We start from the raw sequence: 22,659 nt of genomic DNA, 5'->3' as shown, positions 1-22,659 counted from the left end.
AAGGTTGGCACCTACCGGAGCGGTAGCGCCGGGCCATGCCCGGCGAGAGCGGTGAAGCGTGCCGACCAACGGTCGGCACCTACCAGAGCGGGTATGCGTGCCAACCAAGGTTGGCACCTACCGGAGCGGTAGCGCCGGGCCATGCCTGGCGAGAGCGGTGAAGCGTGCCGACCAACGGTCGGCACCCACCAGGTACCTACCGCAGCAGCGGCAGCAGCAACGCGTGCGCATCCAGCAGCGAGGTCACGATGCGGTGGCCCAGGGCGCGCTGCGCGTCATCCGGGTCCACCAGGTCCGGCACTTGGATCACGGTCATGCCGGCCGCCAGTGCGGCGCGCGTGCCTGCCGGTGAATCCTCCAGTGCCAGGCAGCGCTGCGGGTCCTGCCCGAGCGTGCGGGCGGCCAGCAGATAGATATCCGGCGCCGGCTTCGGCCGCTCCACGTCGTTGCCCGCGACCACGGCATCGAAATACGGCAGCAGCCCGGCCGCGGCCAGCTTGCGGTTGGCCCGCGGCTGCCGGGTCGAGGTAGCGACCGCGCGCGGCACGGCGTGCGCCTTCAGCAGCTCCAGCAACTCCATGATGCCCGGCCGCAGCGGCAGGCCATGCTGGGTGCGAGCGTCATACAGATCATGGCAGCTGCCCACCAGCGCCTCGATCGTGCTCTCGCTCAGCCCCTGCTGCTGCAGCAGCGCGCGGCAGTCACGGTCACCCAGGCCCACCATGCGCAGGAAGAAGCGCTCATCCAGCGGCAGCCCGCTGGCCTGCGCCGCCTCGTTCCAGCACGCCAGCGAGACGCGCTCGCTGTCGATCATCAGGCCGTCCATGTCGAAGATGACGGCGTCGGGCAGGAACGGCAGCGCAGCGATCACGGTCATACGGCGAACAGCGTGTCCAGATCGGCGGCATCCAGCATGCGCCACTGGCCTTCGTCCAGGCCCTGCAGGTCCATGCCACCCACCCGGCTGCGGTGCAGTGCCTGCACGTGGTTGCCGGTGGCGGCAAACATGCGGCGTACCTGGTGGTAGCGGCCTTCGTGCAGCACCAGCCGCACCTGGCGCGGGCCCAGCACCTCCAGCTCGGCCGGCAGAAGCGGGGTCTTTTCCGATTCCAGCATCAGCGTGCCGCTGGCGAACAGCGCCACTTCATCGCCGCGCAGGTCTTCGCTCAGCGCCACGTCGTAGACCTTGGGCAGCTTCGACTTGGGCGAGATGATCCGGTGCAGCAGGCCGCCATCGTCGGTCAGCAGCAGCAGGCCGCTGGTTTCGCGGTCCAGGCGGCCGACGGTGGACAGCACCGGGTCGCGGTCGCGGAAACGCGGCGGCAGCAGATCGTAGATCAGGCGGCCGGTGTCCTTGGTCGAACAGGTGTAGCCGGCCGGCTTGTGCAGGGCAAGGGTCAGGCCCGGCGGCGGGTCCAGCGGCTCGCCATCAACCCGCACCGCCTCGTGCGGCACCTGGTCATCGGCGTACAGCACCTCACCGTCGGCATCGGTGATGCGCCCTTCGCGGAACATCCACTGCACCTGCTTGCGGCTGCCGTAGCCCAGGTTGGCGATGTGCTTGACCAGCTTCATCGGCCCTTCCCCTTCACGGCTTCCACCAGCTTGAAGCCATCGCGCTCGGCCACCACGCGCACCGCGCCGAAGCTGTCGTTCAAGGTGTGCTCGTACGGCAGGTGGCGGTTGGCCACTACGTACAGCCGGCCACCGGGGCGCAGCGCCTGCGCGGCCACCGCAATGAAGCGCTGGCCGATGTCCGGGCGGTCGGCGCGCGAGGGCGTGTGGAACGGCGGGTTGCTGATGATGACGTCGTAGCCCGGCTCGATGCCGGCGGTCACGTCGCGCCACAGGAAGCGCAGCGGCAGCGCGCGCGGCGGCGGCGCCAGGTTCAGCTCGGCCAGGGCCAGCGCACGCTGCTCGGCTTCGTACAGGTCCAGCGCGGTGATCTTCGGGCAGCGCTCCAGCAGTTCGCGCGACAGGTAGCCATAGCCGGCGCCCAGATCGGCGGCACGGCCGGCCAGGTCGGCCGGCAGGTGCTCGGCCAGCAGCGCCGAAGCCGGGTCGATGCGGTCCCAGGCAAACACGCCCGGGCGGCTGAGGAAGCGCCCCCCCATGATCGGCCGCACCGCATCCAGTGCGGCCCAGCGCTTGGCCAGGTCGGCATCGTGCTGGCCCTGCAGCGGCGCGGTCCAGTACACCCGGCAATGGTTCTTGGTCAGGCAGCCGCCCAGGCCGGTCAGCTGCTTCAGATCGCCTTCGCCGGAGCGCGCGCCCTCATTATTGGACTGGCAGGCCACGATGCGGCCGCCGTCGGCCACCAGGGCCAGGGCGCGGGCGAACAGCGCGCGGGCTTCTTCGCGCTGGCGCGGCGGCAGCACCAGCACCAGCGGGTAGCGGCCCTTGCCGGCGGCATCGTCCAGCTGCCCGCTGACGGTCCAGCCGCTGGCCTGCAGCGGCTGGGCGAACGGGGCAAAGCTCTGTTCGAAGTGGACCTCGCGGGTGCCGGCCGCTTCGCGCAGCGGCCAGCCATCGCGGGCGCGCAGGAAGGCCACCGGACCCTCCGGCCAGCGCAGGGCGCCGCTGGAAAACGGCAGGAACAGGGTCTGCAGGGGGGCGTCGTCGCTGGCGGCCATCGGCGCGGGTACTGGAAGCGTGAGGGCCGTCCATTGTACCGGCTCGGCCCCCCCCGCCCCGGGCGCGCTTTGCGAAAGTTCAACGGGGCGTTGATGCGCCGCCAACATTGAAGGGTTCAGGGTAAGGGCTCCCCCCGCAACCTATTGGAGCTCCTGCATGCGCGCCTTGTTCGTCGGTGGTGTGGTCGACAACAGTGAAATGGACCTGGAGGGCAGCCATCCGCCCGTGCATTACCCCGAGGACACCGGCGGCGGGCATTCGCGCTACCGCCTGCACCAGATCGGCCATGGTGCCGACGGTGCCGTGGCCTATGCGGTGTATGGGGCCCCGGACCTGGCCGATGACGAAGTCGCCCGCGTGGCCGAAGAACGCGCCTATGCGCGGCGCTTCGAGGCGACGCCTACCGTGTTTGAACATTAGGCAGACCAGCCACGCATGGCGTGGCTCTACTGGGTAGAGCCACCCCGTGGGTGGCTGTGCTCATGGTCTCGGCGGCAACCTGCGCACGCTGGCGATCTCGTCCAGCCACACATAGTGCTGCTGTACGGGCGCATCGTAGTCATCCAGGCGCAGCTGGCCGTTGGTGCCTTCATCACCGGCGTCATTACGGAACTGCTGCACCGTTGGCCTGACTGCCACGGTGCCCAGCAGGCGACGACCATCCTGCAGGGTCAGTTCCACCTGCGTTTCGCCTTCCAGCTGTGGCAGCAGGGATTCCAGGCGCGCGATCTGCGCCGGGTCGGTGTGGATACGGGGAGCGATACGGGACATTCGGCGACCTCCTGCACGCAGGGTCGCCGATCAGCCGTGAATGCTCAGTGCAATGCGTCGCCGTTGCGCGCCGCCTGCACGTGGCGCACCGCCGCCACCAGCTGGGCCACCGAATACGGCTTGGCCACATGCTCCTGGAAGCCCGATGCCAGCGCCCGACGGCGATCATCGGCGCGCGCCAGCGCGGTTACCGCCACGGCCGGCAGGGTGGTGGCATCCACGCCCATGTCATCGCGCAGCGTGCGCACCAGCCCATAACCATCCATGCCCGGCATACCGATATCGGTCAGCAGCACGTTGTAGTGCAGATGGCCGTTGTCGGCCAGCAGGGCCAGCGCTTCCACGGCCGAGGTGGCCGCCGATACCGATGCGCCCTGCTCTTCCAGCATGCGCCGCAGGTATTCCAGCACTTCCGGCTGGTCTTCCACCGCCAGCACGTGCAGGCCACGCAGCGGGTACGGCTCCACCACCATCGGTTCGACGATGGGGCCGCTGATCACTTCGCGCAGCGGCCGCTTGTCCGCATCGGGGTAATGCTGCGGCAGGCGCACGGTGAAGGTGGCACCGTGGCCATGGCCCTCGCTGGCCGCGCTGACCGTACCGCCATGCAGTTCCACGAGCTGCTGCACGATGGCCAGGCCCAGCCCCAGGCCGCCATGGCGGCGGGTGGTGGTGCCATCGGCCTGGCGGAACCGGCTGAACAGATGGTTGAGGAATTCAGGCGCAATGCCGTCGCCGGTATCGCGCAGGGTCACCACCCAGTACGCGCCGTCGGCCTGCAGCTGCACGTCGATGCGGCCCTCGGCCGGGGTGAACTTGATGGCGTTGGACAGCAGGTTCCAGAACACCTGCTGCAGGCGCGTGGCATCGCCCAGCACCAGGCAGCGTTCCTCGGGCATCTGCAGGGTGACGTCCAGCGCCTTGCCTTCGGCCACCAGTTCCTGCGCACCCATGGCTTCGACCAGCTGCCCACGCAGGTCCAGCGATTCCACTTCCAGCTGCACCTTGCCCAGCAGCATGCTGCTCAGGTCCAGCATGTCCGAGATCAGCCGCTTCTGTGCCGTGGCACTGCTGGCGATCACGTTCAGGCCCTTGAACAGCGGGCTGGTGTTGTCCACGCGCTGCAGCAGCAGTTCGCTCCAGCCCAGGATGGTGGTCAGCGGGGTGCGCAGTTCATGCGACAGCGTGGCCAGGAATTCGTCCTTCAGCCGCGCCATGTTTTCCGCCGCGCTGCGTGCTGCGCGTTCGGACTGCAGCAGTTCTTCGCGGGCCAGCTCGATCTCGCGGCGGTCGGTCACGTCCGGGCTGCTGCCGGCCAGGCCAATGAAGCGGCCCATGCGCGAAAAGCGCGGGCGGGCATTCATTTCCAGCCAGCGCCACTGGCCATCGGCACGCCGGGCGCGCACCAGCGCATGCATCGACCGCTGCGCCTTCAGCGCTTCCTGCAGCTCGTACTCGAACACCGAAGCGTCGTCCGGGTGCACCAGTCCGCGCCAGACATCTTCCGGTACGCGGGTTTCGTCGCCACCGAAGAATTCACTGAAGGCGCTGTTGACGAAGCGTGCATGGCCTTTCTCGTCCAGCACCCAGACCGGCATGGGCAGGCCGTCGGCCAGCGCGCTGAAGCGCGCCTCGCTTTCGCCCAGCTCCACTTCAATCTGTTTGCGGGCGGTCACATCGAAGAACAGGATGCCGACCATGTCTTCGCCGGCCTGGCCCACGCGCACGGCGTCGACCGAGAACGAGCGCCCCAGCGCGCGTGCTTCCATTTCGAACTGCGCCGGCCGGCCACTGCGTGCCACATCGCCGTAGATGCGGAACCAGTCGCTTTCGTGGTTCGGCTCCAGCTCGGTCATGCGCTTGCCGCGCGCGTCCTTCAGGCCGGTGTGGCGCTCGAACGCGTCGTTGACCTCTACGAAGCGGTAATCAACGGCACGGCTGCCCTCGAAGATCACGTGAATCACGCAAAAACCGGCGTTGATGCGCTCGAGCACGCCTCGGTGCAGATCGGTTTCCGGCGTGGGGGCCAGCGGGTCTGGGCGCTCGGCGAGGGGCGGCAGTGTGGACAAAGGGGGTCGAGGCAAGCCGGTATGGACGCACAGCATCTTCCAAAGGACGTATTCACAGCGTCAAGCGCCGTCGGTCATGCTTGACGAGCATGAATTCGCGGCAACCACGGCCATTTGTGACGCATTTGGCCATTGCTGCGCCTCCGGGGCAGGCTCACACTCGCCCTGAAACCCCGACCGTCGGCCATCCCGGCCGCAGGAGTCCTGCCATGAACCGTTCGCGTTTCACTACCGCCACGTTGCTGCTGGCCTGTGCCCTGGCCGCCGGCAGCGCCACCGCTGCGCCACGCACGGTCACCGCGCCCGATGCGCCCCGTGCGCTGCAGGCCGACGGCCCGGTCAGCGTGAAGTGGACCGATCCGGCGCAGTTCACCGAGCTGCGCCAGACCACCAACCGCTTTGAAGCCGAGCGGGGTGACTGGGTGCAGCAGATCGCCCGCTACATCCAGACCACGGCGGCCAAGCCGCTGCAGCCCGGGCAGACGCTGGATGTGACCGTGACCGACATCAAGCGTGCAGGCGACTATGAGCCGTGGCACGGCCCGCGCGGCAGCGACATCCGGGTCATGCGTGATATCTACCCGCCGCGCATCAGCCTGCAGTACACGCTGAAGGATGCCAGCGGCCGCATCGTCAACGAGGGCGAGGCCAAGCTGAGTGACAGCGGCTATCTGCACAACATCGGCGTGCGCAGCGATACCGATCCGCTGCGCTACGAAAAGCGCCTGATCGATGACTGGGTGAAGAAGCAGCTGGCCCCGCAGGTCACCGCCGCGCGGTAAGCCCGCACAGCGCGCGCCTACCGGTGCAGCACGCACCGGTAGGTGTCGACCTTGGTCGACACGCAGAGCGCTACGGGCGTCCCTTAATCCTGGTACACCCGCGCCACGCGCTTCACCGCGCACGGCAACTGGTAGGCACTCACGCCGCAGCGCGGGGCCAGTTCGGCCAGGGTCGGTGCGCTGCCCCAGAGTTCAACCACGCTGCCCACACCGGCCTGCGGGTGGGCGGTCAGGTCCACCGTCAGCATGTCCATCGACACACGGCCGATCAGGCCACCGGGCTGGCCATCGATCAGCACCGGCGTGCCATTCGGGGCGAACTGCGGGTAACCATCGGCGTACCCCAGCGCCACCACGCCCACGCGGGTACGCGCCTTGGCCACGAAGCGGGCGCCATAGCCCACCGGCTCGCCCGGTTCAATCCAGCGCTCGGCAATCACCTGCGACTGCATGGTCATCACCGGGCGCAGGCGCGCGGTCAGCGCGCTGTCGTCCGGCAGCGGGTTGGCCCCGTACAGCATCAGGCCCGGGCGCACCCAGTCACTGCGCACATCGGGCCAGCCCAGCAGCGCCGGCGAATTGCACACGCTGGTCTCGCCGGACAGGCGGTCGATGGCCGCCTTGAACGTTGCGGCCTGCTCATGCGTGCGCTCGCTGTCCAGCTCATCGGCGCGCGCCAGGTGGGTCATCATCACGATGCGCTCGACCTGCGGCAGCGCCGACAGGCGCGCGTGCGCGGCACGGAAGCCGGCCACGTCCAGGCCCAGCCGGTGCATGCCACTGTCCAGCTTCAGCCAGACCGTCAGCGGGCGCGGGCTGTCGAAGGCGGCCAGCGCCTCCACCTGCCACGGCGAACCCACCGAGAACCACAGGTCATGTTCGGCCACCAGCGGCAGTTCGCTGGCTTCGAAGATGCCTTCCAGCAGCAGGATCGGCGCGCGGATGCCGGCCTGGCGCAGCTCCAAAGCTTCTTCGATGGTGGCCACCGCAAAACCGTCGGCCTCGCCTTCCAGCGCCTGCGCGCAGCGCACCGCGCCGTGCCCGTAGGCATCGGCCTTGACCACGGCCAGCGCCTTGCCGCCACCGAGTTCACGGGCCAGGCGGTAGTTGCTGCGCAGCGCGCCCAGATCGATCAGCGCGCGGGCAGGACGCATGCGCGGCTCTCCTGCTGTGGGGCATGGCCGTACTGGCCGTAACGGAAGATATCCAGGCCCTCGGTGCTGATCTGCGGCTGGCGCGCGCTCATCAGGTCGGCCAGGTAGCGGCCCGAACCGCAGGCCATGGTCCAGCCCAGGGTGCCGTGGCCGGTGTTCAGGTACAGGTTGCGCAGCGGGGTGGCGCCGATCACCGGCGTGCCATCCGGGGTGGCCGGGCGCAGGCCCGTCCAGAACTGCGCCTTGGCCAGGTCGCCGCCCTTCGGGTACAGATCGCGTACCACCAGTTCCAGGGTTTCGCGGCGGCGCTGCGACAGCGACAGGTCGAACCCGGCCACTTCGGCCATGCCGCCCACGCGGATGCGGTTGTCGAAACGGGTGACGGCCACCTTGTAGCTCTCGTCCAGGATGGTCGAGGTCGGCGCCATCGCCGGGTCGGTGATCGGCAGGGTCAGCGAATAGCCCTTCAGCGGGTACACCGGCAGGCGCATGCCCAGCGGCGCCACCATGGCCGGCGAGTAGCTGCCCAGCGCCACGACCACCCGGTCGGCGGTTTCCACGCGGTTGCCGATGCGTACGCCGGTCACCCGGTCGCCTTCGAGCTGCAGGCCGGTGATGTCCTGGTCGTAGCGGAATTCCACGCCGGCGTCGGCGGCCAGCTGGGCCAGGCGACGGGTGAACAGCTGGCAGTCACCGGTCTGGTCGCGCGGCAGGCGCAGCGCGCCCACCAGACCATCCACGTGGGCCAGCGCAGGCTCGGCCTGGATGATGCCGGCGCGGTCCAGCACTTCGTAGGGCACGCCGTACTGGGCCAGGATCTCGATGTCCTGCGCCGAGGCGTCCAGCTGCTGCTGGGTGCGGAACAACTGGGTGGTGCCCAGATCGCGGCCTTCGAACTCGATGCCGATCTGCGCGCGCAGCTCGTTCAGGCAGTCGCGGCTGTATTCGGACATGCGCACCATGCGCGCCTTGTTGATGGCATAGCGTTCCTGGGTGCAGTTGCGCAGCATCTGCCACAGCCAGCGGTACTGGGCCAGGTCCATGCCGGGCTTGATGGCCAGCGGCGCATGCTTTTCGAACAGCCAACCGATCGCCTTCTTCGGCACGCCCGGGGCGGCCCACGGCGAGGTGTAGCCGAACGAGAGCTGGCCCGCGTTGGCGAAACTGGTTTCCAGCGCGGGGCCCGGCTGGCGGTCGATGACCGTGACTTCAAAGCCGGCCTGCCGCAGGTACCAGGCACTGGTGGTGCCGATCACGCCGCTGCCAAGAACGAGGACTCGCATGGGGACTCTCCAACCCGATCATTCCCTGCGTTTGAGCACGCCGGGACCACAATTGGGGAAGTATAGGCGCGCATTCCTAGAGCATTTGCCTGTTTTTAGGACTACAGTCAGGCAGTTTCCCTGCGATTCATTCCCCGAGGTTGACGGCCATGGCCACCCGCTCCCGCGAACTGGACAAGATCGACCGCAAGATCCTGCGCATCCTGCAGTCCGAAGGCCGTATTTCCTTCACCGAACTGGGTGAGCGGGTGGGCCTGTCCACCACGCCCTGCACCGAGCGCGTACGCCGGCTGGAACGCGAGGGCGTGATCACCGGGTACCACGCCCACCTGGACCCCACCGCGCTGAAGGCCAGCCTGCTGGTGTTCGTGGAAATCAGCCTGGCCTACAAATCGGGCGACATCTTCGAAGAATTCCGCCGCGCCGCGCTGAAGCTGCCCAACGTGCTGGAATGCCATCTGGTGTCGGGCGATTTCGACTACCTGCTGAAGGCGCGCATCAGTGAAATGGCCAGCTACCGCAAGCTGCTGGGCAGCACCCTGCTGACCCTGCCGCATGTGCGCGAGTCCAAGAGCTACATCGTGATGGAAGAAGTGAAAGAGACCTGGGCGCTGCCGATTGCCGACTGAGCGGTGCCGGGGGTGGGGTCAGAGCCCGCTGCGCGGGATCCGACCCCTGCCGAGAATGTGGGGGTCAGAGCCCGCTGCGCGGGATCCGACCCCTGGCGGGAATGTGGGGGTCAGAGCCCGCTGCGCGGGATCCGACCCCTGGTTGGGCGCGGGGTCAGATCCCGCAAGGCGGGCTCTGACCCCTGATCGTTCACCGCTGCTGCGGGTGCTTCATGCCGCTCTGCTGGCGGTGGTCCTGCTGCTTGCCGCCCTTGTGCGCCTGCTGCTGGTCCATCTGCTGCTGTTGCTGCTGCTGCGGGTTGCGGCCCTGCGGTTCCTTGCCGGACGGACGGTTCTGCTGGTTCTTCATGATCGCGATCCATAGGACGAAGGACATGCGCCGACACCATGCCGGCGCAGCGCCACGGTGGTCCCGCAGCGGTTAATCGCAGGCGAAAAAACAGTGATCGGCACGCACGCGTTTTGCTGGGTTCAGCCCGCTACCCCGGCACGCCCTGTTACGGCTTGATCTGCTGCCCGGCACCCTGCGGCACGCTGTCGTAGTAGCGCCCGGTGCGCGAATCAAACACGCGGTTGGGGCCGACCGGCTTCACCCCCGGCACGATGCGGCCGTTGCGGTCATAGACCTTGTCCGGCAGTGCTGGTGCAGGGGTGGCGGTGATCGGCGCCGGGCCGGTGGCCTTGATTGGCTGCCGGGGCTGCGGTGAAGGCAGCGGTTGCGGCTGCGGGCGTGCCGGCTGCACCGGCGGTGCCACCGGCGGCGGCGCCACCGTGGTGCTGCTGCGGGTGCCGGTCGGGTTGCCGGTGGGCACCTGTGCCTGTGCCACCAGAGGCAGCAGCGCCGACAACAGCAGGACAAGGGGGCGTTTCATGGCACGCTCCAGCGTGGGTTGCCTCCACCATGCGCCCGGCCCCGTGTGCCGCCCATGAATGGCCATCACACTTGCAACGCCGCCCCGCCATCCCCACTTCAGCCAGCATCCCACCGCCCCGGAGAGCCGCATGAGCGCGTTCGACCTCACGCCCCCCACCGCCGCCCAGACCGATGCGCTGGTTGCCGGCCTGAGCGCCGAAGAGCGCCGCGTGCTGCTGCAGCACGGTACCGAGGCGCCGTTCTGCGGCGTGTTCCTGGACAACAAGCGCGACGGCGTCTACTGCTGCCGCCTCTGCGCGCTGCCGCTGTTCCGTTCCAGCACCAAGTTCGATTCGGGCACCGGCTGGCCCAGCTTCTTCGCGCCCTACGACCCGGCGCACGTGCGCGAAATCCGCGACACCAGCCACGGCATGGTGCGTACCGAGATCACCTGCGCCCGCTGTGGCAGCCACCTGGGCCACGTCTTCCCGGACGGCCCGCCGCCCACCTTCGAGCGCCACTGCCTGAATTCGGTCTCACTTTCCTTCACCGGCCAGGGCGAGCCGTGGCCCAATCCGCTGCAGCGCGGCGGCGCAGAGACCGGCACGGCGGACTGAACACCCCCGCCGACCGACTTCACACAATTCGCTCTTCAGAAATCCCGGTGGCGCGCCGACAAGGAGATATCCCCCCTCCTTGCGTCACGCCATGCTCATCATCGTTGGATTCCTGGTCGTCATCATCAGCGTGCTCGGCGGCTACCTCGGTGCCCACGGCCGCCTGGGTGCCCTCTGGCAGCCCTACGAACTGGTCATCATCGGCGGCGCCGCCCTGGGCGCCTTCCTGGTCGGCACGCCGGCCAAGACGGTCAAGCAGACCCTGCAGGCCATGGTCGGCGTGTTCAAGGGCCCGCGCTACAAGCAGCAGGACTACATCGATGTCCTCAGCCTGCTCTATGAACTGCTGAACAAGGCCCGCCGCGAAGGCTTCATGGCGCTGGAAGACCACGTCGAACGCCCCGCCGAAAGTGCCCTGTTCGCCAACTACCCCAAGGTGCAGGCCGACCACCACCTGGTCGATTTCATCACCGACTGCCTGCGCCTGATGATCGGCAGCAACATCGAGCCGCACGAACTGGAACCGCTGCTGGAGCTGGAGCTGGAAAAGCACCACGCCGAAGCCATGGCGCCGTCGCAGGTACTGACCAAGGTGGCCGACGGCCTGCCCGGCTTCGGCATCGTGGCGGCCGTGCTGGGCATCGTCATCACCATGGGCTCGATCGGTGGCGACATCGTTGAAGTGGGCGGCCACGTGGCCGGCGCGCTGGTCGGCACCTTCCTGGGCATCCTGCTGGGCTATGGCTTCGTCGGCCCGATGGCCTCGGCCATGGAAGCCCGCGCCGAACAGGACAGCCGCATCTACGAATCGGTGAAGACCGCGCTGCTGGCCTGCCTGCGTGGCTACAACCCGAAGATCGCGCTGGAATTCGCCCGCAAGACGCTGCCGTCGAACGTGCGCCCGGCGTTCTCCGATTTCGAGCAGCACCTGAAGACGGTCAAGTAAGCCATGGCCGAGACCAAGCCCACCGTCATCGTCCGCAAGGTCAAGAAGGCCGGCCACGGCGGCCACCATGGCGGCTCGTGGAAGGTGGCCTACGCGGACTTCGTGACCGCGATGATGGCCTTCTTCCTGGTGCTGTGGCTGATGGCCAGCACCAGCAAGCCCGAACGCGCGGCCATTTCCGAATACTTCCGCAACCCCAGCCCGCTGGCCGGGCAGAGCCCCACGCCGGCACCGGGCATGGCCGGCCCGGGCGGCGCCAGCACCTCGATGATCAAGCTGGGCGGTGCCACCGATCTGTCCCGCGGCAACAGCAACGACCCCTTCCAGAACCAGAAGCAGGCCATGCAGCAGCCGGTGGACCAGCAGCAGCGCGACAAGCAGCAGCTGGAAGCGCTGATGAAGGAGCTGCAGGAAGCGATCAGCCGCAGCCAGGCGCTGGAACCGTTCAAGGACCAGCTGCTGCTGGACCTGACCCCGGAAGGCCTGCGCATCCAGATCGTGGACAAGCAGAACCGGCCGATGTTCGACCTGGGCAGCGCGTCGCTGAAGCCGTACACGCAGCAGATCCTGCACGAGCTGGCCGAGTACCTGAACCACGTGCCGAACCGGATCAGCCTGACCGGCCACACCGATATCACCGCCTATTCGGCTGCGCGCGGCTACGGCAACTGGGAACTGAGCGCCGACCGCGCCAACGCCGCGCGTCGTGCGCTGGTCGATGGTGGCCTGGAAGACAGCAAGATCACCCGCGTGGTGGGCCTGTCCTCGTCGGTGCTGTTCGACAAGGTGGACCCGCAGAACCCGATCAACCGCCGCATCAGCATCGTGGTGATGACCCACGCTGCCGAAGAGGCCGCGTTGGCCGGTGCCGGCCCGCAGGTGGGGCTGTCGGCCACCACGGTCGACCCGGACGTGAAGGCCGCACAGGGTGAGGCCGCGAGCGGGGTCGGATCCCTTTCCCCCGGTAAGGGCTCTGACCCCTGACCGGTCTCCGCCGGGCATGGCCCGGCGCTACCGCGGGGCGCTGCGATCCGGTAGCGCCGGGCCACGCCCGGCGAGCGCGCAGCGCGGCACCCAGTACAATGGCGGTCTTTCCTTTTCCAGGTGACCCCACCCATGTCCCAGAACTCCAAGGCCAAGCGCGACAAGCGCAAGAAGCAGCAGGCCAAGCGTCCGTTCCTGCGCCTGAACGCCCAGCAGCAGGTGCAGAACCACGCCGTGCTGACCAACGAAGACGGCCAGCCGGTCGCCGCCATCGGCCTGCAGGGCCGCGAGTGGCTGCTGGCCATCGGCGGCCAGACCATGGGCAACGCCGACAACCCGGTGCCGATGCTGGCCATGCTCAAGCACCTGTCCAACGTGCAGGAAAAGGAAGGCCGCAAGGTCAACCTGGAATATTCCGAGCTGCTGCAGAAGCTGCTGGACACCCTGGCCGCCGAAGCCGGCCAGACCGCCGATGAGTACCTGGACAAGCTGGTGTCCGAGTTCGAAGGCGTGGAAGCCGAAGAAGGCGCAGATGCCGGCGCTGAACCGGTGGTGGCCGAAGAAGTCGCTGCCGACGCCGAGGCCCCGGTGGCCGCTGACGCCGACACCGACGGCAAGCCGCAGGCCTGAGCCGGCCACGGCGGTGGCGGTCTACGTCGATGACGCGGTGCATGCCTGGCGCGGACAGCGCTGGGCGCACCTGATGGCCGACACCCTGGCCGAGCTGCACGCCATGGCGGCGCAGCTCGGCATTCCACCGCGGGCCTTCCAGAACAAGGCCAGCGGCGCGCACTACGACGTCAACGCCGAACTGCGCGCGCAGGCGATCGCCCTCGGCGCCCGCGCCATTTCCCGGCACAGCGACCGCGCTCTCGTCAAAGCTGTGATCGCCAACGCCCGCGCCCAGTACCGGCCGTAGGCCGGTACGGGTAGCGCCGGGCCATGCCCGGCGAGCGCGCAGCGCGGTGAGAAGCCGCCGGGCATGGCCCGGCGCTACCGATCAGAACGGGTCGCTGCCCAGCCGCACTTCCACGTTCAGCAACGAACACAGCGCAAGCAGCGCATCGTCGTCGCGGGTCAGCGCCATCCAGCCAGTGAAGCCGCCGCTGCCAGCATCCACGCTCCACAGCGTGTAGTTGTGCTCGCGCAGGCGGTCGAAGGCGGTGGACATCAGCTGCACCCCGTCCAGGTCTTCGGCGAAATCCTCGTCGTCCAGGTCGCCACCCCAGTCCAGCTGCAGGTTGAAGCGCGCCGACAGCTCGTTCACCGCCGACTGCAGCGATTCCAGATCATCGCGCTCCACCTCGAACCCGGACTGCCAGGCGATGGCGGTGAACAGCGCGGGCAGCCAGTCCGCGTCGGCCTCCAGCGGCTCGCCGGCCTCGGCCAGCATCTCGCGCCAGCGGTTGAACTGCTGCAGGGCCAGCTCATCATCGCCGGGGTTGATCAGTACCAGCAGGTTCCAGATGCGGGCCTCGAAGTCGTCCTCGTCGAAATCGTGGGCGTCTTCCTCGAAGTCGAAATAGTCGCTGTTGTCGGGCATGGCGGGCATTCCTGTGGGGCAGGCCGGCATTCTACGGTTTATCCTGTGCCGCTGAAGCCGGCCGTGGTGGCCGTCACTGTGAATGATGCGATGAGCGATACCCCTCCCGACCACCTGGCCATCAACCCGGCCAGCCCCTTCCACGATGCGCAGGCGCTGGAGCGCGGCGTGGGCGTGCGCTTCAACGATGTCGAGCGTGACAACGTCGAGGAATACTCGGTCAGCGAAGGCTGGATCCGCGTGCAGGCCGGCAAGGCGCGCGACCGCCGCGGCAACCCGATGACCATCAAGGTCAAGGGCAAGGTCGAGGTGTACTTCCTGGAACAGAAGCCGGAATAACCCGGCTCTCGTAGAGTCGAGCTTGCTCGACTGCTTTGAGCTTGCTCGATTGTTTTGAGCTTGCTCGACTGCGTTGAGAAAGAGCAGTCGAGCAAGCTCGACTCTACGTTCCAGGGTCAGCCGCGCAGCGGCATGGGCCGGGTCGGTCAGCCGCGCTGGCGCGATTCCAGCAGGTCCAGGTTGCGGATCAGGCGCCGCGAGATCTCATCGGAAATCACCCCGCGCCGGGTCAGCCGGAACAGCTCCTCGCGTTCGGCATTCAGGCCCGCGCTGCGCAGCTGGCGGTAGCCCTGCTCCATCCGCTTCACCTTGTCCGGGTCCACGTCGGGGCCTTCGTTGTCCTTTTCCAGGTGCCGCTGGTACAGCAGGCTGACCCGCGATGCAGCGTCATTGAACAGCTGCACGTTGTCGGTGTTCTGGTTCATCACCAGCTGCTGGCGCATGCGCTCCACCCCGGCCAGTGCGGCCTTGGAAGACAGCTTGCGGGCCAGGTCCTCTTCCTTGCGCTCGCCCGAATCAGCCGGCAGCTGCAGGCCCTTCAGCAGCTGCGGCAAGGCCACGCTGGCGCCCACCAGTGAGAACAGGATGACCGCTGCGGCCAGGAAGATGACCAGGTCACGCGCGGGGAACGGGCTGCCATCGGGCAGGAACAGCGGCAGGGTCAGCACGCCGGCCAGGGTGATGGCACCGCGCACGCCGGCCACCGAGGTGGCCACCACGATGCGCCAGTTCGGTGCCTCGCCATGCTGCAGGCCACGGCGGCGCGCGCGCAGCAGGTTCCAGCGCAGCGACAGCCACACCCACAGCAGGCGCAGCGCGATCAGCATCGCGTTGATCACCACCACGTACACCAGCAGCCACCAGGCGCTCTGATGGCCGGTCTCGTTCATGGTGGTGGTCGCGCGCTCGACGATGCCCGGCAACTGCTCGCCCAGCAGCACGAACATGATGCCGTTGAAGCTGAACTGCAGCATGTTCCAGACCCCGGCGCGCTGCACGCGCATGCTGCCGGACACGCGACCGGTCAGCTCCACGTAGCTCATCGCAATGCCGGCGGCCACGGCCGCAAGGATGCCCGAGGCATGGATCTCTTCGGCCAGCAGATAGGCCGCGAACGGAATCAGCAGGTTCACCAGCATGGCCGCGCCGGGCTCTTCGCCGAAGCGGCGCCACAGCCAGCGCTGGAAGGTGGACACGCCCAGGGTGACCGCCACGCCCACCGCCAGGCCCGCCACAGCCACCCACAGGAAGGTGAGCGAGGCGGTGGCCAGCGAGAACGATCCGGTCATCACCGCGGCCACCGCGAAGCGGAAGCAGACCAGACCGGAGGCATCGTTCAACAGCGATTCGCCTTCCAGGATGTGCATCAGCCGCTTGGGAATGGGCGCCTTCGAAGCGATTGCCCCCACCGCCACCGGATCGGTGGGCGAGACGATGGCCGCCAGCGCGAAGCACACCGCCAGCGGCATCACCGGAATCATCCAGTGGATCAGCAGGCCCGCGCCGATGACGGTGAACACCACCAGGCCAAAGGCCAGTTCCAGGATCGCGCCCTTGTCGCGGAACAGGCCTTGTTTGGGAATACGCCAGCCATCGAGGAACAGCAGCGGCGGCAGGAACAGCAGGAAGAACACTTCCGGTTCCAGCGCATGGCCGCGGTTGAACACCCCGGCGATGACTGCGCCCAAACCGATCTGCACCAGCGGCAGCGGCAGTGAAAAGGGCAGGACGCGAACCAGGTAACCGCTGGCGACAACGGCCACCAGCATCGCCAGGACGACTTCGATGGTGTGCATGCTTCTTCCGGGAAGCGGCGCGTGGGGCCGGAAAAACCGGTGTGCGCCGGAGACAGGAAAAAAACTTAGCACAGCTGGCGGCCGCTGCGGCCGCCCGTATGAATGCGCGTCAGGGCGGCGACAGCAAACGCGCCGCGATCCAGTCCCGGGTGTCCTGTTGCATGTCCGCGGACAAGGTATGCCCCACCGGGTAATCGCGCAGCCGGTGAGCCACGCCCAGCCCCTGCAGGCGCTGCGAGGCAGATTCGGCCAGCGCAAACGGCAGCTTGTCATCCTGCCGCCCGTGCACCACCAGGCCGTCCAGCCCGGCGCCGGCCACATCGGCCGGAATCAGCGGCGCGATCTCCGGCAGGATGCGCCCGCACAGGATCGCGAAGGACTTCACCCGCTCCGGCGCGGTCAGCGCCACGCTGGCACTCATGATGCCGCCCTGGCTGAAGCCGGCCAGCACGGTCTGCCGCGCATCCAGCCCCAGCCGCTGCTGCTGCACGGCCAACCAGTCGCGCAGCAGCACCCGCGACGCTTCGGCCTGGGCCGGATCGATCACCGGCCCCTGCGCGCCGAAGCGCACGGTGAACCAGCCGAACGCCTGCGGCCCGAACGCCAGCGGTGCGCGCGGCAGCAGCACGTGCAGGCGCGGATCGAGCGTGCTGGCCAGCGCGGCCAGCGACTGCTCGTTGCTGCCCACGCCGTGCAGCAGTACCACCAGGCCCTGCGCCCTGCCCTGCGCCGGCCGCTCCAGCACCGGCGTCAGCACGGGGTTCATGCGGCCTCCTGCACGGGCGCGGCGCCATCGAAGCGGTACAGGTCCATCGCCAGCATGCCCGCATCGATACCCGCATCGATGCGGGTGGCACCGAAATCATCGCCGCCGGCCGCGCCCATGGCGAAGTACAACGGCAGCAGATGCTCGTCGGTGGGATGCGCGCGCTCGGCAAACGGCGCCTGGCGGCGGTAGTCGAACAGCGCATCGCGATCGTTGGCCGCCAGTCGCTGTTCCACCCATTCAATAAAGGGGCGCACGTAGGGCGCTTCCTTGCCGTCCTGGTAGTCGCGCCAGTCATGCAGGTTGTGGGTGATGCTGCCTGAGCCGACCAGCAGCACGCCCTGTTCGCGCAGCGGCGCCAGCGCACGGCCCAGCGCGAACTGGTGCTGCGGCCCCAGCATCGGCTGGATCGACAGCGGCACCACCGGAATATCGGCCTGCGGGCGCAGCAGCCGCAGCGGCACCCAGGCGCCATGGTCCAGCCCGCGCTGCGCATCCAGCGCCACCGGCAGGCCGGCCGCAGCGATGCGCCCGGCCACTTCTTCGGCCAGCGCGGGGTCGCCAGGCGCCGGGTACTGCAGCTCGAACAGCGCGCGCGGGAAGCCGCCGAAATCGTGGATGGTGGGCGGCTGCGGATGCGCGCCGACCAGCGGCTGGCGCGCCAGCCAGTGCGCCGATGCCATCACGATGGCACGCGGAGTGGGCAGGTCGCGGGCCAGTTCGGCCAGCCGCACGCCCACCTGCCCCGGGTGCAGGGCGGTCATCGGCGAGCCGTGGGAGATGTACAGCGAAGGCAGGCGGGACATGAGGTTCTCCAGATACGGGGGGAAGCGGCGATCAGCGCGAACGCAGGGTCCAGCGGCCATCGCCCAGCAGGAACAGCACCACCAGCGCCAGCGCCCAGAACGCCGGGTATTCCCAGCCACCGCCGGCGTTGGCGAAGCCGAAACCGTTGGCGCCGTGCACAGTCACGATCGTGCCCAGCAGCAGCGGCACGCCCAGCAGGCCCACCCAGCGCGCGTACACGCCCAGCAGCAGGGCCGCCGCGATCGCCAGCTCGACCACGATGGTCAGGTAGCCCAGCGCGCCCGGCAGGCCCAGCGATGCAAAGAACGCGGCGGTACCGGCGGGGGTGAACACCAGCAGCTTGGTCAGCGCGTGCACCAGGAACAGGCCGCCCAGGGCCAGGCGCAGCACGGTGGCGGCATACGGGGCCAGCGGCGAAACGGCAGCAGCGGAGGTTTTCATGGAGGCGTACCTCAGGGAGAGTGCGTACAGGTTATTGCGCAGCCGTCAGCCGATAAATACGATGAAACGACCGTATTTATTTCAGAAGGCGCAACAATGGACACTCTGGACGCCATGCGCGTGTTCGTGGCCGTGGTCGAGCGCAACGGGTTCAGTGCCGCCGCCGAGGCACTGGGCGTATCCACGGCCGGGGTCACCCGGCAGGTGGCCGCGCTGGAAAAGCGCCTGTCCACCCGCCTGCTGCACCGCACTACCCGCCGGGTCAGCCCCACCAGCGCAGGCGCCGCCTACTACGCGCAGTGCGTGCGCCTGCTGGCCGAATTCGACGCGCTGGAAGCCAGCGTCGGAGCGCAGGCGCTGGAACCGTCGGGCACGCTGCGCATCAACGCACCGGTCAGCTGGGGCATCGCCCGGCTGGGGCCGCTGTTGGCCGGCTACCGGCAACGCTACCCGCAGGTGGAACTGGACCTGGCGCTGTCCGACCGTCTGGTGGACATGGTGGAAGAAGGCTACGACGTGGCCCTGCGCATTACCCGCGAACCCAGCCCGGCGCTGATCGCCCGGCGCCTGGGCCAGGCCCGCATCACCCTGTGCGCGGCACCGGCATACCTGGCCGCGCGTGGCACGCCGGCCACGCCGCAGGATCTGGCGACGCACGACTGCCTGGGCTACAGCTACTGGGCCTCGGGCAACCAGTGGCCGCTGCAGGGGCCCGGCGGCGAAGTTCGCGTGGCGGTGAACAGCATCCTGCAGGCCAACAACGGCGACGTGCTGCGCGAAGCCGCCATCGCCGGCCTGGGCGTGATCCTGCAGCCCGATTTCCTGCTGGAACAGGCGCTGGCCGATGGCCGCCTGGTGCGCGTGCTGCCCGAGTGGGAAGTGCCGCCGATCGGCATCTTCGCCGTATACACCAGCCGCAGCCATCTGGCACCGAAGGTGCGCAGTTTCATTGATTACCTGGTGGACGCCGGGGTGTGAATGCATCCGCCGGGCATGGCCCGGCGCTACCCCCTGCGCCGATGACACGGTAGCGCCGGGCCATGCCCGGCGGGTTTGCACGATCAGGCAACCACTTCGTCCAGCGCCTGGATGATCTTTTCCAGCGGCGCCGGCCGCCCCAGCAGGTAGCCCTGCACCTGGTCACAGCCGTGCGCGGCCAGCCAGTCCAGCTGGCCCGGGGTTTCCACGCCTTCGGCAATGATGGTCAGGCCCATGCTGTGGCCCAGCGACAGCAGCGCGCGGCAGATCGAGGCGTTGCGCGGGTTGGTTTCCACGTCGGCCACGAAGCTGCGGTCGATCTTCAGGATGTCCAGCGGCAGGTGCTGCAGGTAGGACATGCTGGAATAGCCGGTGCCGAAATCATCCAGCGACACGCAGATGCCCTGCTCGTGCAGGCGGCGCATGGTCTGCATGGCCTGCGCCGGCTTGCGCATCAGGCTGCTCTCGGTCAGTTCCACGTGCAGCGCGCCGCGGGCCAGGCCGAAATCTTCCTGGGCGCGGGCGAACTCGGCCACCAGGTCGCTGTTGAAGAACTGCACCGCCGACACATTCACCGCGATCGGCAGCTCGCCCCAGCCGGCATCCATCAGTTGGCGCTGGGCCTGTGCGGCGGCGCGGATCACCCAGCGGCCCAGCGCCAGGATCAGCCCGGTGTCTTCGCACAGCTGGATGAACTCGCTGGGCGGAATGAAGCTGCCGTCCGGTTGCGGCCAGCGCAGCAGCGCTTCCAGCGCCGCCGGGCTGCCATCGCTGGCGTGGCGGATGGGCTGGAAATACAGCTGGAACTCGTTGTCGATGGCCGCATGGATGCGCCCGGCCAGGCGCAGGCGGTCGGCCAGGCGGGTCGACACGGCCGCATCGAACCAGGCCACCACGTTGCCTTCCACGCGGCCGGCATGTGCCGCCTGCGCGGCCATGCCCACCACCTGTTCGGCGCGCAGCGCATCGCCTTCCTCGCGCACGGCCACGCCGATGCGCGGCTCGAACTGGTGCAGCGAATCCTTGCCGCGCATCGGCGCCGACACGATCTGCAGCAGATCGTCCAGCACCGACTGGGTGTTGTGCTGCGGGGCGATGGCCAGCACGAAGTCTTCGGCCGGCTGGAAGGCCAGCGTGCCGAAGCGCGCGCCCAGCCCGCCCAGGCGTGCGGCCATCGACTGCAGGATGGCATCGCCGATGTCACGGCCCAGCGTATCGGCCACCAGCTGCAGGCCGCGCAGCTGCACGTAGGCGATGGTGTAGCCGCGGTCCTGGCTGTCCAGCTGTTCGCTCAGGGCGCGCACGTTCAACAGGCCGGTGGCCGGGTTGTGCCGCGCGCGGTAGGCCAGGTCACGCTCGTAGGCCAGGCGCTCGCTCACATCTTCGGCCAGCACCAGGCAGGCGGGCTGGCCATCGAAATCCAGCCTGGACAGGTGCGCGCGCACTTCGAACACGGTGCCATCCTTGCGCCGGTGCATGCGCACGGCCGCATCCTGCAGTTCGCCCACGCGGGCGCGGGCAATGGCGCCCTTCACTTCCTCCCAGCCTTCGCGCGGGCGGATGTCCAGGATGCTCATGCCGAGGAATTCCTCGCGCGTGTAGCCGTACTGCAGCACCGCCGCTTCGTTCACTTCCAGGAAGCGCAGCGTATCGGGATCGAATACCCAGAACGGCGCCGGGTTGCGGTCAAACAGCAGGCGGAAGCGGCGCTCGACCTGGTTCATCTGCTCCTGCGCCAGATGACGCTCGCTCACGTCGGTCAACGCACCGATCATGCGCCGCTGGCTGTCGGCCAGTTCCACCCGCTGCCCGCGCGCGGACACCCAGCGCACATCGCCGCCGGGCAGCACCAGGCGGAACATTTCATCCAGCACGGCGCCGCGCGCGAACGCTTCATGGAATGCGTGCTGCAGCCGTTCGGCATCTTCGCGGTGCACGCGCCCGAAGAACTCCGCCACCGGCAAGGCATCGGTCTGCACGCCGAAGATCTCGCGCGCCAGCGGCGACCAGTGCAGCAGCGCGGCGTCTTCGTCCACGTACCAGGTGCAGACCCGGCCCACCTGGTGGGCCATGCGCAGTTCGGTATGGCCGGTGCGCAGTTCGGCCGCCATCCACTGCTGGCTGCGGGTGCTGCGGCGCATTGCGAACAGCAGGCCCAGCAACACCAGCACGTAGGTCAGCAGGATCGCCACTGCCGCATGCAGGTAGGGCCACCACGCGGCCAGCACATCGGCATCGGCCAGCCCCACCTGCACCGCCAGCGGGCTGTGTTCCAGCGTGCTGATGGTGGACATGCGCGGAATCTGGTCGACCACGCCGGGGAAGCTGCCCAGCTCCACCACCGCCGGTCCGCCCACCAGGTTGCGGTACGGCAGGGTGTAGCGGCGGCCCACCGTGCCATACGGATCGGGCACGCGCGCCAGCATGAAGCCGTCGGCATCGGTGATCGACACCATGCCATTGGGGCCCACGTCCAACCCGCCGATGATGCGCTGCAGCTCGCCACAGCGCAGCCGCGCCAGCAGCCAGCGGTCGTCGGCCATCGGCAGGGCCAGCGGCACCACCCAGGTGCCATCGTCGGCGCGTTGCGGCGGCCCCAGGTACAGCGCGCTGCCCTGCCCGCGCCGCTGCGGGTCGGCCCACAGCGGCAGTTTCAGTTCGTCGGCACCGCCGGTCAGCGCGCGCCCATAGGCATCGACCACCACGATGCTGTGCAGTTCGGCGTGCCGCTGCAGCACCCCGGCAATGGCCGCCTCCAGCAGCTTCGGCGCCTGCGCCGGCACGTTGCTGAACAGCTCGGCGGCATCGCCGGCAATCCCGGCCAGTGCCCGTTCCAGGTTGCGCAGCTCCAGCGCCAGCAGGCGTTCACTGCCCACCGCCAGCGCCCGGCTCTGCCGCTGCGCAGCCTCCAGCCGGCGCTGGTGGTCGTTGGCCAGCATGGCCGCCATGCCCACGGCCAGCAGCACGCCCAGCGCCACGCCGCCCCAGGTGATGGCACGCAACGGCCGGGCCAACGCCCGTTTCAGCGCGGGCATCGGTCGGTATTCCCTGTGCAGACAGCTGGCTTCATGCGCGAACGATTCCTCCACATCCCCGACCAGAGCGGCCGCAGCGCGGCATTCTTGACGCCTGCACCTGCTCCGCGGGCCATTCCCTGTGTGGGTCCCTACCCCGCAGCATGCACCAGCGCGATGACTGCGTGAAGCGCGGCGGCGCGTGTTCAGCCAGATCGCGCACACCCGAACCCGTGCTGGCGCGCGTCCAGCG

General features: G+C 68.6%; 25 protein-coding genes. 10 read left to right on the top strand and 15 right to left on the bottom strand.

Going from position 1 to position 22,659, the window contains the following annotated elements:
• Positions 1-196 precede the first annotated feature (196 nt).
• The 3 genes from C1930_RS02650 to C1930_RS02640 are packed head-to-tail and all read right to left on the bottom strand — an operon-like array spanning position 197 to position 2,633.
• The gene (locus C1930_RS02650) at positions 197-877 is read right to left on the bottom strand and encodes an HAD family phosphatase (RefSeq protein ID WP_108755312.1); all 681 of its coding nucleotides are present in this window, start codon (positions 875-877) and stop codon (positions 197-199) included.
• Positions 874-1,575 (bottom strand): pseudouridine synthase, encoded by a 702-nt coding sequence (locus tag C1930_RS02645; protein ID WP_108755311.1) that lies wholly within the window; start codon positions 1,573-1,575, stop codon positions 874-876. Before C1930_RS02645 ends, C1930_RS02650 begins: the two co-directional genes overlap by 4 nt.
• A complete protein-coding gene (locus tag C1930_RS02640) occupies positions 1,572-2,633 on the bottom strand; it encodes a class I SAM-dependent methyltransferase (RefSeq protein WP_108752058.1) in 1,062 nt (353 codons plus the stop codon). Before C1930_RS02640 ends, C1930_RS02645 begins: the two co-directional genes overlap by 4 nt.
• A 157-nt stretch (positions 2,634-2,790) precedes the next feature.
• Here C1930_RS02640 and C1930_RS02635 point away from each other — a divergent pair, with 157 nt between their 5' ends.
• Positions 2,791-3,054 carry a hypothetical protein gene (locus tag C1930_RS02635; RefSeq protein WP_108748382.1) on the top strand — a complete coding sequence of 88 codons (264 nt, stop codon included), beginning with the start codon at positions 2,791-2,793 and terminating at the stop codon, positions 3,052-3,054.
• 60 nt (positions 3,055-3,114) lie between these two features.
• On the opposite strand, the gene C1930_RS02630 is transcribed toward C1930_RS02635, so the two are convergent.
• Together C1930_RS02630 and C1930_RS02625 are read right to left on the bottom strand one after the other, a co-directional pair.
• Positions 3,115-3,405 carry a DUF3247 family protein gene (locus C1930_RS02630; protein WP_108752057.1) on the bottom strand — a complete coding sequence of 97 codons (291 nt, stop codon included), beginning with the start codon at positions 3,403-3,405 and terminating at the stop codon, positions 3,115-3,117.
• Between the two features lie 44 nt (positions 3,406-3,449).
• Positions 3,450-5,510 carry an ATP-binding protein gene (locus tag C1930_RS02625; RefSeq protein ID WP_234412726.1) on the bottom strand — a complete coding sequence of 687 codons (2,061 nt, stop codon included), beginning with the start codon at positions 5,508-5,510 and terminating at the stop codon, positions 3,450-3,452.
• 173 nt (positions 5,511-5,683) lie between these two features.
• On the opposite strand from C1930_RS02625, the gene C1930_RS02620 reads away from it, so the two are divergent.
• Complete coding sequence (locus tag C1930_RS02620) at positions 5,684-6,256, top strand: DUF3016 domain-containing protein (RefSeq protein WP_108752056.1); 573 nt, start codon at positions 5,684-5,686, stop codon at positions 6,254-6,256.
• A gap of 83 nt (positions 6,257-6,339) precedes the next feature.
• On the opposite strand, the gene alr is transcribed toward C1930_RS02620, so the two are convergent.
• Positions 6,340-7,410 carry an alanine racemase gene (gene alr, locus C1930_RS02615; RefSeq protein WP_108771018.1) on the bottom strand — a complete coding sequence of 357 codons (1,071 nt, stop codon included), beginning with the start codon at positions 7,408-7,410 and terminating at the stop codon, positions 6,340-6,342.
• Positions 7,389-8,693, bottom strand: a complete 1,305-nt coding sequence (locus C1930_RS02610; protein WP_108771017.1) for a D-amino acid dehydrogenase — start codon at positions 8,691-8,693, stop codon at positions 7,389-7,391. Before C1930_RS02610 ends, alr begins: the two co-directional genes overlap by 22 nt.
• A gap of 149 nt (positions 8,694-8,842) precedes the next feature.
• On the opposite strand from C1930_RS02610, the gene C1930_RS02605 reads away from it, so the two are divergent.
• The gene (locus tag C1930_RS02605; RefSeq protein ID WP_108771016.1) at positions 8,843-9,322 is read left to right on the top strand and encodes a winged helix-turn-helix transcriptional regulator; all 480 of its coding nucleotides are present in this window, start codon (positions 8,843-8,845) and stop codon (positions 9,320-9,322) included.
• Positions 9,323-9,512: 190 nt separating this feature from the next.
• Here C1930_RS02605 and C1930_RS02600 read toward each other — a convergent pair whose 3' ends face one another.
• A complete protein-coding gene (locus tag C1930_RS02600) occupies positions 9,513-9,698 on the bottom strand; it encodes a lana protein (RefSeq protein ID WP_108771015.1) in 186 nt (61 codons plus the stop codon).
• 121 nt (positions 9,699-9,819) lie between these two features.
• Complete coding sequence (locus tag C1930_RS02595) at positions 9,820-10,194, bottom strand: classical arabinogalactan protein 4 (RefSeq protein ID WP_108771014.1); 375 nt, start codon at positions 10,192-10,194, stop codon at positions 9,820-9,822.
• Positions 10,195-10,324: 130 nt separating this feature from the next.
• Between C1930_RS02595 and msrB the strand changes: the two genes are divergently transcribed.
• The 5 genes from msrB to C1930_RS02570 all read left to right on the top strand — a co-directional run bounded on the left by msrB (position 10,325) and on the right by C1930_RS02570 (position 13,641).
• Positions 10,325-10,792 carry a peptide-methionine (R)-S-oxide reductase MsrB gene (msrB, locus tag C1930_RS02590; protein ID WP_108748374.1) on the top strand — a complete coding sequence of 156 codons (468 nt, stop codon included), beginning with the start codon at positions 10,325-10,327 and terminating at the stop codon, positions 10,790-10,792.
• A 91-nt stretch (positions 10,793-10,883) separates the two neighbouring features.
• Entirely contained in the window at positions 10,884-11,738 is an 855-nt protein-coding gene (gene motA, locus C1930_RS02585; protein WP_108752051.1) for a flagellar motor stator protein MotA, read from the top strand.
• Positions 11,739-11,741: 3 nt separating this feature from the next.
• Positions 11,742-12,722: a flagellar motor protein MotB gene (gene motB, locus C1930_RS02580; RefSeq protein ID WP_108755305.1), complete on the top strand. Its 981-nt coding sequence runs from the start codon at positions 11,742-11,744 to the stop codon at positions 12,720-12,722.
• 132 nt (positions 12,723-12,854) lie between these two features.
• Entirely contained in the window at positions 12,855-13,352 is a 498-nt protein-coding gene (locus tag C1930_RS02575; RefSeq protein WP_108755304.1) for a hypothetical protein, read from the top strand.
• Between the two features lie 13 nt (positions 13,353-13,365).
• Positions 13,366-13,641: a DUF4031 domain-containing protein gene (locus C1930_RS02570; RefSeq protein ID WP_108755303.1), complete on the top strand. Its 276-nt coding sequence runs from the start codon at positions 13,366-13,368 to the stop codon at positions 13,639-13,641.
• An 81-nt stretch (positions 13,642-13,722) separates the two neighbouring features.
• On the opposite strand, the gene C1930_RS02565 is transcribed toward C1930_RS02570, so the two are convergent.
• Positions 13,723-14,265, bottom strand: a complete 543-nt coding sequence (locus tag C1930_RS02565) for a hypothetical protein (RefSeq protein WP_108748369.1) — start codon at positions 14,263-14,265, stop codon at positions 13,723-13,725.
• A gap of 90 nt (positions 14,266-14,355) precedes the next feature.
• On the opposite strand from C1930_RS02565, the gene C1930_RS02560 reads away from it, so the two are divergent.
• The gene (locus tag C1930_RS02560; RefSeq protein ID WP_108751456.1) at positions 14,356-14,604 is read left to right on the top strand and encodes a DUF3297 family protein; all 249 of its coding nucleotides are present in this window, start codon (positions 14,356-14,358) and stop codon (positions 14,602-14,604) included.
• Positions 14,605-14,750: 146 nt separating this feature from the next.
• Here C1930_RS02560 and C1930_RS02555 read toward each other — a convergent pair whose 3' ends face one another.
• The 4 genes from C1930_RS02555 to C1930_RS02540 form a co-directional block, all read right to left on the bottom strand.
• A complete protein-coding gene (locus C1930_RS02555; protein WP_108752047.1) occupies positions 14,751-16,400 on the bottom strand; it encodes a Na+/H+ antiporter in 1,650 nt (549 codons plus the stop codon).
• Positions 16,401-16,509: 109 nt separating this feature from the next.
• Positions 16,510-17,166 carry an alpha/beta fold hydrolase gene (locus C1930_RS02550; RefSeq protein WP_108755301.1) on the bottom strand — a complete coding sequence of 219 codons (657 nt, stop codon included), beginning with the start codon at positions 17,164-17,166 and terminating at the stop codon, positions 16,510-16,512.
• Entirely contained in the window at positions 17,163-17,972 is an 810-nt protein-coding gene (locus C1930_RS02545; protein WP_108755300.1) for a class III extradiol ring-cleavage dioxygenase, read from the bottom strand. The genes C1930_RS02550 and C1930_RS02545 overlap by 4 nt, the downstream gene beginning before the upstream one ends.
• Before the next feature lie 31 nt (positions 17,973-18,003).
• Positions 18,004-18,414 (bottom strand): DoxX family protein, encoded by a 411-nt coding sequence (locus C1930_RS02540; protein WP_108752044.1) that lies wholly within the window; start codon positions 18,412-18,414, stop codon positions 18,004-18,006.
• 96 nt (positions 18,415-18,510) lie between these two features.
• Here C1930_RS02540 and C1930_RS02535 point away from each other — a divergent pair, with 96 nt between their 5' ends.
• Positions 18,511-19,392, top strand: coding sequence for a LysR family transcriptional regulator (locus C1930_RS02535; RefSeq protein ID WP_108755299.1), 882 nt, complete (start codon positions 18,511-18,513; stop codon positions 19,390-19,392).
• 83 nt (positions 19,393-19,475) lie between these two features.
• Here C1930_RS02535 and C1930_RS02530 read toward each other — a convergent pair whose 3' ends face one another.
• Complete coding sequence (locus tag C1930_RS02530) at positions 19,476-22,427, bottom strand: EAL domain-containing protein (protein ID WP_234412725.1); 2,952 nt, start codon at positions 22,425-22,427, stop codon at positions 19,476-19,478.
• Between the last annotated feature and the right edge of the window lie 232 nt (positions 22,428-22,659).

This window comes from Stenotrophomonas sp. SAU14A_NAIMI4_8 (assembly GCF_003086695.1).
Lineage (GTDB): Bacteria > Pseudomonadota > Gammaproteobacteria > Xanthomonadales > Xanthomonadaceae > Stenotrophomonas.
Note: the sequence above shows the minus strand (reverse complement) of the source record. Positions and strands in the feature narration are given on the sequence as shown.

What these genes read in the sequence shown, in the direction of transcription:
- C1930_RS02650 (WP_108755312.1), bottom strand. Translation starts at nt 877, where the DNA reads ATGACCGTGATCGCTGCGCTGCCGTTCCTGCCCGACGCCGTCATCTTC.
- C1930_RS02645 (WP_108755311.1), bottom strand. Translation starts at nt 1,575, where the DNA reads ATGAAGCTGGTCAAGCACATCGCCAACCTGGGCTACGGCAGCCGCAAG.
- C1930_RS02640 (WP_108752058.1), bottom strand. Translation starts at nt 2,633, where the DNA reads ATGGCCGCCAGCGACGACGCCCCCCTGCAGACCCTGTTCCTGCCGTTT.
- C1930_RS02635 (WP_108748382.1), top strand. Translation starts at nt 2,791, where the DNA reads ATGCGCGCCTTGTTCGTCGGTGGTGTGGTCGACAACAGTGAAATGGAC.
- C1930_RS02630 (WP_108752057.1), bottom strand. Translation starts at nt 3,405, where the DNA reads ATGTCCCGTATCGCTCCCCGTATCCACACCGACCCGGCGCAGATCGCG.
- C1930_RS02625 (WP_234412726.1), bottom strand. Translation starts at nt 5,510, where the DNA reads ATGCTGTGCGTCCATACCGGCTTGCCTCGACCCCCTTTGTCCACACTG.
- C1930_RS02620 (WP_108752056.1), top strand. Translation starts at nt 5,684, where the DNA reads ATGAACCGTTCGCGTTTCACTACCGCCACGTTGCTGCTGGCCTGTGCC.
- alr (WP_108771018.1), bottom strand. Translation starts at nt 7,410, where the DNA reads ATGCGTCCTGCCCGCGCGCTGATCGATCTGGGCGCGCTGCGCAGCAAC.
- C1930_RS02610 (WP_108771017.1), bottom strand. Translation starts at nt 8,693, where the DNA reads ATGCGAGTCCTCGTTCTTGGCAGCGGCGTGATCGGCACCACCAGTGCC.
- C1930_RS02605 (WP_108771016.1), top strand. Translation starts at nt 8,843, where the DNA reads ATGGCCACCCGCTCCCGCGAACTGGACAAGATCGACCGCAAGATCCTG.
- C1930_RS02600 (WP_108771015.1), bottom strand. Translation starts at nt 9,698, where the DNA reads ATGTCCTTCGTCCTATGGATCGCGATCATGAAGAACCAGCAGAACCGT.
- C1930_RS02595 (WP_108771014.1), bottom strand. Translation starts at nt 10,194, where the DNA reads ATGAAACGCCCCCTTGTCCTGCTGTTGTCGGCGCTGCTGCCTCTGGTG.
- msrB (WP_108748374.1), top strand. Translation starts at nt 10,325, where the DNA reads ATGAGCGCGTTCGACCTCACGCCCCCCACCGCCGCCCAGACCGATGCG.
- motA (WP_108752051.1), top strand. Translation starts at nt 10,884, where the DNA reads ATGCTCATCATCGTTGGATTCCTGGTCGTCATCATCAGCGTGCTCGGC.
- motB (WP_108755305.1), top strand. Translation starts at nt 11,742, where the DNA reads ATGGCCGAGACCAAGCCCACCGTCATCGTCCGCAAGGTCAAGAAGGCC.
- C1930_RS02575 (WP_108755304.1), top strand. Translation starts at nt 12,855, where the DNA reads ATGTCCCAGAACTCCAAGGCCAAGCGCGACAAGCGCAAGAAGCAGCAG.
- C1930_RS02565 (WP_108748369.1), bottom strand. Translation starts at nt 14,265, where the DNA reads ATGCCCGACAACAGCGACTATTTCGACTTCGAGGAAGACGCCCACGAT.
- C1930_RS02560 (WP_108751456.1), top strand. Translation starts at nt 14,356, where the DNA reads ATGAGCGATACCCCTCCCGACCACCTGGCCATCAACCCGGCCAGCCCC.
- C1930_RS02555 (WP_108752047.1), bottom strand. Translation starts at nt 16,400, where the DNA reads ATGCACACCATCGAAGTCGTCCTGGCGATGCTGGTGGCCGTTGTCGCC.
- C1930_RS02550 (WP_108755301.1), bottom strand. Translation starts at nt 17,166, where the DNA reads ATGAACCCCGTGCTGACGCCGGTGCTGGAGCGGCCGGCGCAGGGCAGG.
- C1930_RS02545 (WP_108755300.1), bottom strand. Translation starts at nt 17,972, where the DNA reads ATGTCCCGCCTGCCTTCGCTGTACATCTCCCACGGCTCGCCGATGACC.
- C1930_RS02540 (WP_108752044.1), bottom strand. Translation starts at nt 18,414, where the DNA reads ATGAAAACCTCCGCTGCTGCCGTTTCGCCGCTGGCCCCGTATGCCGCC.
- C1930_RS02535 (WP_108755299.1), top strand. Translation starts at nt 18,511, where the DNA reads ATGGACACTCTGGACGCCATGCGCGTGTTCGTGGCCGTGGTCGAGCGC.
- C1930_RS02530 (WP_234412725.1), bottom strand. Translation starts at nt 22,427, where the DNA reads ATGCCCGCGCTGAAACGGGCGTTGGCCCGGCCGTTGCGTGCCATCACC.